This window comes from Polynucleobacter paludilacus (assembly GCF_018687595.1).
Taxonomy (GTDB): Bacteria; Pseudomonadota; Gammaproteobacteria; order Burkholderiales; family Burkholderiaceae; genus Polynucleobacter; species Polynucleobacter paludilacus.
Map to the genome: position 1 here is coordinate 1452584 of NZ_CP061298.1, position 12538 is coordinate 1465121.

Sequence of the window (12538 nt, forward strand, 5' to 3'; positions counted from 1 at the left end):
TCTTAGCGAGGTCTCAATAGCTCAAAGAGCTGATCTTGCCCAATTATGAAGTAATCACCTCGGCCGCCAGCCCTGAGGATATGACCTGCAGTAGCAGTGTCATAAATACCGTCTTTTAATAAAGATTGATCGATATGAATATTCACCACCTCCCCCAATACCAACCAAGTCTCCACTTTTTCCCCTGAAATCCCTTTGAGTTGAAGGATCTCGGTGCACTTACATTCAAATGCAACTTTAGCCTTCGCTACTCTTGGAGGAATCACTAATTTGGATGCAGCCTTATCAAGGCTGAGGGCATCAAACTCGCTGGTTTCGGGTGGAAAAGCGGCTGAAGATTGATTCATCACTTCAGCCAAATCTTTGGTAACTAAGTTCCAAACAAACTCACCCGTCTCTTCAATGTTTCTGACCGTATCTTTGTAGCCTACGCTAGAAAAACCGATGATGGGTGGAATATAGTTAAAGGCATTAAAGAAGCTATAAGGAGCAAGATTGGCTACACCCGCTTTGCTTTGCGAAGAGATCCACCCAATCGGCCTGGGCCCAACAATGGCATTAAATGGATCATGGGATAAGCCATGTCCATTCTTGGGTTCATAGGAATACATCTGCGACATACGTTTTAATTAATTGGAATATAGGTCTGAGGTTTATTCAGATCGTAATACTTAACATCTTTAGCATTGAAATCGATTTTCTTCATATCAAATGACTGCACATTCGTAGTCTCAAACATCTTGACGTAGTACATCATGTTTTTGTTATCGGCTACAACAGTCCACTCGGTAATCTCAATTCCACCGGCGCCACCGCCGTAAGCATTAGAGGCTGGCAAGCTAATCGCGCCAGGAGGAATATCAAAGCTACCCAAGATATGCCAAGCAGTATGGGTTTGCTGCTCAGTGCTCACGTTAGTTGGTGCAGACTTTGATAGAAAGAGTGCACGAATAAAGCGGCTTGGACTCAAATAGTCGCCAGGTAAACCATGCAAGCCACTGCCAGAGCTCGGTGGTACGTAAGTAGCCCCATTAATGACCATCGGATCTTTTTCAACTGGTGTCAAGTTTGCGTAGTTACCAATACTATTGAGCTGATCCCTAAAGGCAGGATCATTGGTCATCACAGTGACGGGATTATCTGTAATTACTAGCTCGCCCTTCAGGTACTCAATCACAATACTTTTACCTGTTGCATCATGCAAAGTCATCCGAACTGGCGCTGATTGATTATGGAATGCAGGAATAATTGAACGGTTCACTTTGATCTTTTCAAAGCCGACCTTTACTTCACCAACAGTCGCAAAATTCGTTAAGGCATACATCAGCATTTGCACAGAAGCGATGCTATTAGCGGAATCAGCAGGGCTTACTTTTTGATACTCGGCAGTATTGGGTGCATTCAGCAAACCCCCTACCAAGCCTTTTTCATTCATACCATCGACTAGCACTGGCAGGCCTAAGCCATTCATTCCGACAGCGGCATATTTAGTGGTCCAATTCAAGCCAGAGCCAGGCTTGCTGTCTACGCCAACACCCTGCGCTTGATAATTGCGAGGAATGACTGTGAGCTGGGATCTGAGGGGTAAACCGAATTCCATCGTACGGCCATATACAAAGCCACCATCATTACCTTTTAATAAAAAACTAGTGCAGGCATTACCTGTCAGCGGGCTCAAAGCAAAAGTGCTTGCAAGCGCTATCGTGAGTATTTTCTTAATCATGATGAAAACCTTACCGAATGAATAGATGGATGAGTTAATGAATCAATACTAACCACTCTTTATGACTAGCCCTATTGGGATAAGCCATTAGCGCAAGGCATCAATTTGGGTTATCTTTGCTACATTCTTAGCAAAAGGCAAAAGCCAGCATTGCTGGATCATCCAGAAATGAATTTGCAAGGTAGATGCTGACGCGGTAAAGCAATGGCAGCAAGTATTCATAAAAGTAAGTCATTACCCCTATTTTAAAGCCCATCTGAAAGTGACCGTAATATGACTCAAGCTCACTCTGGAAAGCTCCTCTCCATTTCCATTGGAAAAGTAAGCGGACTATTTGCTCAAAACGGTTCCGAACCCTCTAGGGTGGTATCAGCTATTCATAAGCAATCGATTAGCAATCTCGATAATCCCATTTCAGTAGAAATTACCAAGCTGGGTGTGCAAGGTGATGAGCAGGCCGACCTCACAGTTCATGGCGGAATTGAAAAAGCCATTTATGTATATCCATCCGAACATTACCCTTTTTGGAACGAACTCCTCACGCGAGAAACAAAACGGCCTGTCAATTTAACGCCAGGATCGCTTGGGGAAAACTTCACTATCGAAGGCTTACTCGAGACCAATGTATACGTTGGTGACATTCTCATCATCGGCGATCTTGAATTCACCGTAGTCAAACTGCGCGAGCCCTGCTTTAAGTTCAATGCCAAGATGGGATACAAAGGTGCCGCTAAAGCCATGCTGCAATCGGGTTTCAGTGGCTGGTATCTCAGGGTCAATCGGGTCGGCGCACTCGCTGCTGGTGCCGGTATCGAACTCATACCTGGCAGCCGCCAAACATCGATTGCCGATCAAAATACGGCATTACTCAATCGCAGTAAACAGCAAGATTTATGGGAATAAAAAACCCGACCAAGAGGTCGGGTTCTTATTAAAGCTCAGTAAGACTGTATTCAACTACTTAGTCACGTGCGTAAATATCCACATCTTTAGTTTCACGAACGAACAAGGTACCAATAACCAAGGTCATTGCAGCAATGATGATTGGGTACCAGAGACCGTAGTAAATGTTACCGTTCTGCGCTACCAAGGCAAAGGAGATGGTTGGCAGCAAGCCACCGAACCAACCGTTACCAATATGGTATGGCAAGGACATTGAGGTGTAACGAATACGGGTTGGGAACATCTCTACCAACATTGCGGCGATTGGGCCGTATACCATCGTTACCAACAAGACCAAGAAAGCCAAGAGCAAGAAGGTTGCAAAGTAGTTAATTGCAGCTGGATCTGCTTTGACTGGATAGCCGGCAGCTGTCAAGTCATCACGAATCGCTTTCTTAAATGCTGCATCTTTTGCTTTTGCTTCAGCTGGATCGAGACCTTTTGATGAATAACCTTCAATCTCAGTTTCTCCAATCTTGACCTTAGCCACGCTGCCTGCTGGTCCAGCAACTGTGGTGTAGCTAGCGGAGTTGGAAGCCATCACCTGTTTTGCAATATCGCAAGAGCTGGTGAACTTCGCAGTACCGGTTGGGTTGAACTGGAAAGTACATTCAGACAAATCAGCAGTAATTGTCGCTGGTGATGTAGCCATTGCATTTTCCAATGCAGGATTCGCAAAGTGTGTCAGTCCATTAAATACGGAGACTGGAGTATTTGGAATATAGGTAATCACCGCCAACAACAAACCGCCCATGATGATCACCTTACGACCAATTCTGTCGGACAAGCTACCAAATACGACGAAGAATGGCGTGGCAACCAACAAGGCAGCCGCAATCAATAGATTAGCTGTTTTAGCGTCTACCTTCAGAACTTGAGTAAGGTAGAACAAAGCATAGAACTGACCTGTGTACCAAACTACAGCTTGGCCAGCAACTAAACCAAAGAGCGCCAAAATCACAATCTTCAAGTTCTTCCATTGACCGAAAGACTCACCCAGAGGTGACTTAGACAACTTGCCTTCTTCTTTCATCTTCTTAAACGCTGGTGATTCGTTCATTGACATGCGAATCCATACTGAAACACCTAAGAGTGCAATCGAGACGATGAAAGGAACACGCCAGCCCCAAACTTCAAAATCAGGCCCGGTGAATTCACGAGTGAACAAAATCACTAACAAGGAAAGGAAGAGGCCCATTGTTGCTGTGGTCTGAATCCAAGCAGTATAGGCACCGCGCTTACCATTAGGAGCGTGCTCTGCAACATAGGTTGCCGCACCACCATACTCGCCTCCTAAAGCTAAGCCTTGCAATAAACGCAGGGCAATCAGCAACACTGGAGCAGTCACACCAATCGTTGCATAGTTTGGCAAAATACCAACCACAAAGGTGGATCCACCCATAATCAGGATAGTCACTAAGAAGGTGTACTTACGACCAATCAAATCACCTAGACGACCAAATACCAATGCACCAAAAGGGCGAACGATAAAGCCGGCAGCGAAAGCCAATAAGGCGAAAATGAAAGCAGAGCCCGCATCTAAGCCTGAGAAGAATTGCTTGGCAATAATGGCAGCCAATGAACCGTATAGATAAAAGTCGTACCACTCAAAGACTGTTCCGAGTGAAGAAGCAAAAATCACTTTGCGTTCTGCGGCAGTCATTGGGGCTGCTTTGATTGATGTTGACATCAGTAGCTCCTAAATATTTTTATGGAATTAAACAACGAAGCAATTATGCTGTGAAAAAATCGAGATAAATCCATTACTTAGGGTAATTCCTCATCAAAACAGATTGGGGTTTTCCCGCGATCTACAATCGAGTATTCAATAAGGCTAAGTCGATATATGCAACAAAAATGGGGTATTCAAGGAATGGCGGTTGCACCTCATTCCCTAGCATCAGAATCTGCAGTAGCCGTTCTGCGAGAGGGCGGTAACGCATTGGAGGCCATGATTGCGGCAGCTGCAACCATTGCCGTGGTGTATCCCCACATGAACTCGATTGGCGGAGATTCTTTTTGGGTCATTCACTCCCCCGGCAAAGCCATGGGCGGCATTGATGCCTGTGGGGCTGCTGCAGGCCTAGCCACTAAACAATGGTATGCGAATCAAGGCATTACTAAAGCCATCCCTTTCAGGGGTCCAGTAGCTGCAAATACCGTTGCAGGAACGATTTCAGGCTGGGGAGCTGCACAAGCACTTTCTCAGAAAGCCTTAAGAGGCAAGATCCCGCTCTCACGATTACTAGCAGACGCAATTCACTATGCAGAAGCTGGTGTGCCAGTCACTTTCAGTCAATCTAGCTTGACTGCTAAGAAACGAGAAGAGTTAAGTCCCATTCCTGGTTTTGCAGAAACCTTTCTTGTTAATGGACGTGCTCCAGCAGTCGGCAGTATTTTCAAACAAGAGCGTCTGGCAAAAACCTTACGACAAATTGCCAGAAAAGGAACCGAGGATTACTACCGCGGCGATCTTGCTGAGTTGCTGGCCAAAGAGCTTGCTGAACTAGGAAGCCCACTACGACTTGGTGATTTGCGTCGCCATCATGCCAAGCTGATTGATCCTCTCGAGCTCAAACATAGCTTGGGCAATGTTTACAACATGACCCCGCCAACGCAAGGTGTTGTGTCCTTAATGATTCTGGGGATTCTGGATCAACTCAATCTCAAGCGCTTCAAAGTCGATAGCGCAGAATATGTTCATCACTGTGTTGAAGCAACCAAGCAGGCCTTTAAAGTACGCGATCAATTCGTTACCGATCCTGCATACATGAAAAAACAAGCGCAATCTTTTTTAGCTCCTGCTTTTTTAAAGAAGCTAGCAAAAAATATTGATCCTGAAAAAGCATTACCTTGGGGCCAGGGCAAAGGTCCAGCGGATACGATCTGGATGGGTGTAGTTGACAAACAGGGCAATAGCGTTTCTTTCATTCAAAGCATTTATCACGAGTTTGGTGCCGGGATTGTGTTGCCAAGTTCAGGCGTCAATTGGCAAAACCGTGGCTGCAGTTTTTCTCTAGATCCGAAAACACTCAATCACCTTGAGCCTTATCGCAAACCATTCCACACCCTCAATCCTGCACTAGCTTTATTCAAAGATGGCAAGACGATGGTGTACGGAACGATGGGTGGCGATGGACAACCCCAAACACAATGTGCAGTCTTCACCAGAACGGCAACGTATGGCCTTGATCCACAAGATGCCATCAGTCGCCCACGCTGGTTACTTGGGCGTACTTGGGGTCAGACAAGCGACAGCCTCAAACTCGAATCCCGCTTTAGCCCTTGGGTTGCGAAAGAATTGCATGCACTGGGTCATGAAATTGAAATGCTCGACGCCTTCGATGAAACCGTGGGACATGCTGGCTGCATTATTCGCGAACCTTCAGGCACTTTAAGGGGTGGCTGGGATCCCCGCAGCGATGGAGCAGTTAGCGCGTTTTAGTGATGAAAGCTTTGGGCACGCTCAAATTCCAATGAATCGCTGCTGCACGCAAGCCAAAGATGGCGAACATGCAGAGCACTGCGGATTCAAAACGGTGTTCCGGCAAAAAGTTGAGCGCAAAAATATAAAGACAGCAACCCAAGGTAACTGGGATTGCATACAACTCATGCGACATGAGTAAAGTTTTTCTACCCGCCAAAACATCTCGCAATAAGCCGCCGCCAATCGCGGTGACTACTCCCAAAATCACGGGGGCGACTGGTAAACCAAAATCCAGCTGCCATGCTTTGAACGCCCCTTGAATGCCAAATAAGGCTGCACCCAAACCATCCAAATACAGCATGGATCGATAAATTTGGGGTTGAGTAAAAAAAGATTCAGCAACAAAGGTAGCCATACTGGCGGCTAAAGCAAGCCATACATACAGTGGCGCTTGTGACCAAAAACTGGGGACACCCAAAATGATGTCTCGAATCGTTCCACCACCAATTGCGGTAATCACCCCCAGCACTAGGACTCCAAAAAGATCAACGCCACGGTCCGCAATCGCCAACACTCCCGTTACTGCGAAAGCAACGGTGGCAACAATGCTGATCCAAAATTGAATATCTTGCATGGCAAGTCTAGATTAGGAAATAGGCTTGAGGGTCTTCAGATAGCGCTGGGCGTTGCTGACATAACGTCCAGCAATGTCTTCGATCTTTTTCATTTGCTCATCATCAAGCATCTTCACGACTTTGGCTGGTGAACCCAAAATCATCGAACCATCTGGAAACTCTTTCCCTTCAGTTACAAGCGCACCTGCGCCAACTAAGCAATGCTTACCAATCTTGGCGCCATTCAAAATAACGGCACCAATACCAATCAGACTGCCATCACCAATTTGGCAACCATGCAACATCACTTTATGACCTATTGTGACGTGCTTACCAATCAAGAGCTCAAAGCCAGGATCGGTATGCAATACCGAGGCATCCTGAACGTTACTACCTTCACCAATTTGAATTAGATCGTTATCACCCCGAATGACAACCTGAGGCCAAATGCTCACGTTTTCATGAAGCGCTACGCGACCAATCACTTCAGCGCTCTCGGCAACCCATACGCTCTTCGCTAATGCGGGAGCAATGCCTTCCAGTTCAAATATAGCCATAAGACATTATAGGATTACCCTAATTGATCGCATGTTTAACTGAATCGATCATATACTGAAGTTTATAAATCACTTACTCAAGGGGATTACATGAAAAAAATACTAGTAGCTCTGAGCATCTTCGCCAGCTGCGTTGGCAACGTCTATGCGGATGAAAAAGTTCCCGTCTTAAGTACTCAAGAATTAGTGAATTCCTGCAAATTGCCAGCCAGTCCTGAGGCCCGGAGTTTCTGCATTGGGTACACAACGGCAATTTATGACACTTATTTAGCTACGCGTCATCCGCAGAAGGCTAAGCCCTTTATTTGCGTTAAACAACCTGCCCCACAACGCGATGAAGTCATTGGTGATTTTGTCAAATGGACTGGCACTAATCCTCAAGCTGCAGACAAACCAGCCGCGGGAACATTTCTAGGCTTTTTAGCAGTGCGCTTTCCTTGTGCTAAACAATAAATCCGTTCAATCTTAGGAGTAGTTATATGAAAAAAATGATCGCCCTCCTTATTACTGCATTCGCCATCACGGCCTGCTCGAATATGAGTAATACGGAACAACGCACTTTATCTGGAGCAGGAATTGGAGCAGCGGCAGGTGCTGTTGGCACGGCAGTACTTCATGGCAATCCGATTTGGGGAGCTGTTGGTGGTGCAGCAGTTGGCGCTGCTTCAGGCTATGTGTATGACGCCTACAAGAAACAACAAGCCTCTGAATACAATGCTGGCTATAAGGCTGGCAAGACCGGCTCAACGCCTGCCACCCCAAACTAAATTCGGTTTTCCTGAAACCCAGCTTGGTTTAATTCACCAGCTGGGTTTTTATTTGGATCTCGCCTGAGAGTGCTTTATGAATTGGGCATTTATTAGCGATCTCTAAGAGGCGTTGTTTTTCCTCTTCACTTAACACGCCAAATAATTGAATATCGCGGTTAAATTTTTCAATATCATTCTCACGCTCAACCTGCACTGTGACGATTGCATTAGTTAAGTTCATCGCTTTACGACCAGCATACATTTTGAGGGTCATGCTAGTGCAAGATGCCAAAGCAGCAGCCAAGTACTCATGTGGGGAAGGGCCAGTACTATCGCCACCTGAAGTAGCCTCGACATCCGCCAATAAGTGAAAATCTCCGATCGCAAGCTTTTGCTGGAATGAGCCTACTCCGAACTGGGATTGTGCATTTCTGATCATGACGTTCTCTTTATTTAATTTCGACTAATTCTGAAGGTTATTTATCTCGAAAGATCTACTGATACTATGCCGGTATGAACTTCTCCCTCACCGAAATCGGCGCTAGTACTATTTTTGCGCTTGCAGTATTGCATACTTTTAGCACCACTTATTTTGAGGCTTTAGCCAAGAGTCACCGAAGGCATGCAGGCCTTTGGCACCTGCTAGGCGAAGTTGAAATCGTCTTTGGTTTCTGGGCTGCCATCCTCATTGTTTTTCTCGCCCTGGTTGATAATCTAGAAATAGCCAGACATTACGCTAACTCCAGAAACTTCACAGAAGCTCTCTTCGTTTTTGCCATCATGGTTGTTGCCGGCAGTAAGCCTATCCTCAACTTTGTGACTCACATCTTGCACGCGCTTGGCAAAATTCTCCAAACTGTTTTGAGAACTAAGTCGACGCCCACTTTGTATTTTTTAACTCTGAGCATTACGCCTGTACTCGGTTCATTTATTACAGAAGCTGCTGCAATGACCTTGGCGGCTTTTTTATTGAGAGATCTGGTGTATCGCCACTCTTGTTCCAAGCTCATGCTCTTCGGCACCCTAGGGGTATTGTTTGTCAACATCTCGATTGGCGGCACTCTGACAAACTTTGCAGCGCCTCCCGTTCTGATGGTGGCTTCCGCTTGGAATTGGGATAGCGCCTTCATGATGAGTCATTTTGGTATTGAGTCTTGTATTGCAATTTTGATTAACGCATTGCTCATCACCGTCTTGTTACGAAAAGAATTTGTTGAGCCACAATCAGAAACACGTCCTGATAAAACTCCACTCACAGTGACCTTGGTTCATCTTTTATTTTTAGTAGGTGTTGTCGTTTTTGCACATGATCCAGTGATCTTTATGTGGTTGTTATTATTTTTCATTGGCTACACCACCGCATACCCCAAGTACCAAAGCCCCCTCATTCTGAGAGAGGCCTTATTGGTAGGCTTCTTCTTGGCCGGCCTAATTGTTCTAGGTGGACTACAAGAATGGTGGCTACAACCAATTTTGCAAAACATGAGTCCAACTGCTGTCTTTTATGGTGCGCTTGGTCTAACCGCCCTAACCGACAATGCAGCGCTCACGTATTTAGGCTCTCTAGTTACGGGTACATCGCTGGAATTTAAACTGGCCCTAGTCGGTGGTGCTGTTGCTGGAGGCGGCCTCACAGTCATCGCGAATGCCCCCAATCCTGCTGGATTGGCCATTCTGCGGCCTTATTTTCCGAATGCCGCTGTTTCTGCTGGCATGTTGCTCTTAGCAGCCATTCCGCCTACTTTAGTAACGATCCTGGCCTATCGATTCCTCTGATCTGTACAATCCCGTAAAATCAACGCTTCGCCCCCAGTTATAAACCTGAGAACGGCATATGAAGAAGCTCTATATCAAAACCTTTGGCTGTCAAATGAATGAGTACGATTCTGACAAGATGGCTGACATCCTCCATGCTGATGAGGGCATGACCATCACCGACACACCAGAAGATGCTGATGTTGTACTTTTGAACACCTGCTCGATTCGGGAAAAGGCAGAAGACAAAGTGTTCTCTGACCTCGGCCGATTACGAGAGCTCAAAAAACGTAAACCCAATTTACTCATTGGGGTTGGCGGTTGTGTTGCGAGCCAAGAAGGTCAGCAGATCATCAATCGAGCGCCATATGTCGACGTGGTCTTTGGCCCCCAAACACTCCACCGCCTGCCTGACCTGATTGCGCAGCGCCATCAAACCGGTAGGCCTCAAGTAGACATTTCTTTTCCAGAAATTGAAAAGTTTGATCACTTGCCAGCTTCACGTAAAACCCGCGGCTCCGCATACGTCTCGATCATGGAGGGCTGCTCTAAGTATTGTAGTTATTGCGTAGTGCCCTATACCCGAGGCGAAGAAGTCTCACGCCCCCTTGATGATGTTTTGACCGAAGTAGCAAGCTTGGCAGCACAAGGCATTAAAGAAATTGTTTTGCTGGGGCAAAATGTAAACGCTTATCTGGGTAAGATGAGTGACAGCAGTGAACTTGCTGACTTCGCTTTGCTAATTGAGTATGTTGCAGAAATTCCGGGGGTTGAGCGGATTCGCTTTACAACCAGTCATCCAAAAGAATTTACGCAACGCTTAATTGATGTGTATGCAAAAGTACCCAAGCTAGTTAGCCACTTACATTTACCTGTTCAGCACGCCTCCGATTCCGTCCTCTCTGCCATGAAGCGCGGCTATACCGCCCTGGAATATAAAAGCATCATTCGTAAAATGCGCGCTGTTCGGCCTGATCTCACACTCTCCAGTGACTTCATCGTTGGGTTTCCAGGTGAAACCGATGAGGACTTTAATAAGTTGCTCAAGATGGTTGAAGAACTTCAGTTTGATAATAGTTTTTGCTTTATTTTCAGCCCTCGGCCTGGAACCCCTGCCGCCAATTTGACTGATGACACGCCTTATGAGGTCAAACTCCAACGCCTACAAACCCTGCTGGCACTAATTGACTCACAGGGAGAAAAAATTAGTCAACGCATGCTTGGCAATACCGAAACCATTTTGGTTGAGGGTCTTGCAAAAGACGGGATCAATCTTCAAGGACGTTCTGCAAATAATCGCATCATTCATATTGAAATACCCGATCACAATGTAGATAGCTGGATCGGAAAAATGGTGGACGTCAAAATTACTGAGGTATTGAATTACACCTTACGCGGCGAATTGATTGAATCCCATGTCATCTAAACTTCAGATTGATATTCAATTCGCAAGTCCAGCAATCGAAGCGGCCATCAATCAAGTCGCATCTAATACCCTTTTAAAAAAATGGATCAAAGCTGCTACCAATAAAGTAGGTCTCATTACCATTCGCTTTGTGAATTCCGCTGAATCAAAGAAGATGAATGCCTCTTACCGCAAGAAAAACAACGCAACGAATGTTCTGACCTTTCCCTATGCTTTAGATAAAGCCAGTCTCAATGCTGACATCATCTTGTGCCTTCCCGTGATTCAAAAGGAAGCTAAAGAGCAAGATAAGACCATGAAGTCGCATCTAGCCCACCTTATCATTCACGGCTGCTTACATGCCCAAGGCCATGATCATGAAATTTCCAAGCAAGCTCTAAAAATGGAAGCGCTTGAGATTAAGCTACTCAAAGAGCTTGGTTTTGCCAATCCCTATACCCCTCAGTAATCCACTGTAACCAATTTCATCCCCATCTACGCTATTCTTGCACCATGCCCGACCCCAATAAATCATTACTTGAACGCTTAACCGCTTTTCTAAGCCCCGTACCCATTAGCAGCACAGAACGTCGTCAAGAATTAATCCTGACACTTCGAGAAGCCGAATCTGAGGGGCTGATCGATGCAGATGCCTTATCAATGATTGAAGGCGTATTCCAAGTGGGGCAGCTATGTGCGCGCGATATTTTGGTGCCTCGCGCCCAAATTGATTGGATTGATATCAACCTACCATTAGCAGAAATTATTCAAAACGTGATTACTGCTGCTCACTCCCGCTTTCCTGTATTTGAAGGTAGCCGAGATAACATCATTGGCACTCTGCTTGCTAAAGATCTTCTTCGTAATGCCAGTGAAAAAGATTTTCAGGTGCGCGATTGGTTACGACCTGCCGTGTTTATTCCGGAATCAAAACGTTTGAGCGTGTTACTAAGGGATTTCAAAGACAACCGCAATCATTTAGCAATCGTGGTGGACGAGTACAGTGGTGTAGCTGGAATCATCACCATTGAAGATGTGCTTGAACAAATTGTGGGCGATATCGAAGATGAGCATGATGTTGATGAAGAAGCTGACAATATCATCGCCTTAGATAATGGTGATATCCGGGTCAAGGGTATCACTGAGCTCGAACAATTTAATGAAGTTGTAGGGACTGATTTTTCCGAAGAGGATATTGATACCGTTGCCGGTCTTGTTATTCAACATCTGGGTCGAGTACCTAAAATTGGTGAGCTCATTAAACTGGGGAATATCGAGTTTGAGATTCAGCGTGCCGACCCTAGACAGATTCATATTTTGTTAGCAAGAAAAATCAATCAGAAACCTACATCTGATTGAGATTGCA

14 protein-coding genes are annotated in these 12538 nt (G+C 45.7%); 8 read left to right on the top strand and 6 right to left on the bottom strand.

Annotation, left to right across the window (positions count from 1 at the left end; genetic code table 11):
- Window positions 1–2 precede the first annotated feature (2 nt).
- On the bottom strand, window positions 3–620 hold the full coding sequence (locus tag AOC06_RS07605; RefSeq protein WP_215379918.1) for a flavin reductase family protein: 618 nt from the start codon (window positions 618–620) through the stop codon (window positions 3–5).
- Between the two features lie 5 nt (window positions 621–625).
- A complete protein-coding gene (locus AOC06_RS07610; RefSeq protein WP_215379921.1) occupies window positions 626–1723 on the bottom strand; it encodes a linear amide C-N hydrolase in 1098 nt (365 codons plus the stop codon).
- Window positions 1724–1996: 273 nt separating this feature from the next.
- Between AOC06_RS07610 and AOC06_RS07615 the strand changes: the two genes are divergently transcribed.
- Window positions 1997–2626, top strand: coding sequence for an MOSC domain-containing protein (locus AOC06_RS07615; RefSeq protein ID WP_215379922.1), 630 nt, complete (start codon window positions 1997–1999; stop codon window positions 2624–2626).
- A 58-nt stretch (window positions 2627–2684) separates the two neighbouring features.
- Here AOC06_RS07615 and AOC06_RS07620 read toward each other — a convergent pair whose 3' ends face one another.
- The gene (locus AOC06_RS07620) at window positions 2685–4355 is read right to left on the bottom strand and encodes an MFS transporter (RefSeq protein WP_215379924.1); all 1671 of its coding nucleotides are present in this window, start codon (window positions 4353–4355) and stop codon (window positions 2685–2687) included.
- A gap of 156 nt (window positions 4356–4511) precedes the next feature.
- Between AOC06_RS07620 and AOC06_RS07625 the strand changes: the two genes are divergently transcribed.
- A complete protein-coding gene (locus tag AOC06_RS07625; protein WP_215379926.1) occupies window positions 4512–6110 on the top strand; it encodes a gamma-glutamyltransferase family protein in 1599 nt (532 codons plus the stop codon).
- Here AOC06_RS07625 and AOC06_RS07630 read toward each other — a convergent pair.
- Both AOC06_RS07630 and AOC06_RS07635 read right to left on the bottom strand, forming a co-directional pair.
- Window positions 6097–6726: a trimeric intracellular cation channel family protein gene (locus AOC06_RS07630; RefSeq protein ID WP_215379928.1), complete on the bottom strand. Its 630-nt coding sequence runs from the start codon at window positions 6724–6726 to the stop codon at window positions 6097–6099. The two genes, AOC06_RS07625 and AOC06_RS07630, sit on opposite strands and share 14 nt — an antisense overlap.
- Window positions 6727–6738: 12 nt before the next feature.
- Entirely contained in the window at window positions 6739–7263 is a 525-nt protein-coding gene (locus AOC06_RS07635; protein WP_215379931.1) for a gamma carbonic anhydrase family protein, read from the bottom strand.
- A gap of 90 nt (window positions 7264–7353) precedes the next feature.
- On the opposite strand from AOC06_RS07635, the gene AOC06_RS07640 reads away from it, so the two are divergent.
- Together AOC06_RS07640 and AOC06_RS07645 are read left to right on the top strand one after the other, a co-directional pair.
- The gene (locus AOC06_RS07640) at window positions 7354–7716 is read left to right on the top strand and encodes a Rap1a/Tai family immunity protein (RefSeq protein ID WP_215351385.1); all 363 of its coding nucleotides are present in this window, start codon (window positions 7354–7356) and stop codon (window positions 7714–7716) included.
- Window positions 7717–7742: 26 nt separating this feature from the next.
- Window positions 7743–8030: a YMGG-like glycine zipper-containing protein gene (locus tag AOC06_RS07645; protein WP_255879934.1), complete on the top strand. Its 288-nt coding sequence runs from the start codon at window positions 7743–7745 to the stop codon at window positions 8028–8030.
- A 28-nt stretch (window positions 8031–8058) separates the two neighbouring features.
- Here AOC06_RS07645 and AOC06_RS07650 read toward each other — a convergent pair whose 3' ends face one another.
- Entirely contained in the window at window positions 8059–8451 is a 393-nt protein-coding gene (locus AOC06_RS07650) for an OsmC family protein (RefSeq protein WP_255879936.1), read from the bottom strand.
- Window positions 8452–8525: 74 nt separating this feature from the next.
- Between AOC06_RS07650 and AOC06_RS07655 the strand changes: the two genes are divergently transcribed.
- The 4 genes from AOC06_RS07655 to AOC06_RS07670 are packed head-to-tail and all read left to right on the top strand — an operon-like array spanning window position 8526 to window position 12531.
- Window positions 8526–9788 carry a putative Na+/H+ antiporter gene (locus AOC06_RS07655; RefSeq protein ID WP_215379933.1) on the top strand — a complete coding sequence of 421 codons (1263 nt, stop codon included), beginning with the start codon at window positions 8526–8528 and terminating at the stop codon, window positions 9786–9788.
- 58 nt (window positions 9789–9846) lie between these two features.
- Window positions 9847–11193: a tRNA (N6-isopentenyl adenosine(37)-C2)-methylthiotransferase MiaB gene (gene miaB / locus AOC06_RS07660; RefSeq protein WP_215379935.1), complete on the top strand. Its 1347-nt coding sequence runs from the start codon at window positions 9847–9849 to the stop codon at window positions 11191–11193.
- A complete protein-coding gene (gene ybeY / locus AOC06_RS07665) occupies window positions 11183–11641 on the top strand; it encodes an rRNA maturation RNase YbeY (protein WP_215379937.1) in 459 nt (152 codons plus the stop codon). Before miaB ends, ybeY begins: the two co-directional genes overlap by 11 nt.
- Before the next feature lie 44 nt (window positions 11642–11685).
- Window positions 11686–12531 (top strand): CorC family transporter, encoded by an 846-nt coding sequence (locus tag AOC06_RS07670; RefSeq protein ID WP_215379939.1) that lies wholly within the window; start codon window positions 11686–11688, stop codon window positions 12529–12531.
- Window positions 12532–12538: the final 7 nt, after the last annotated feature.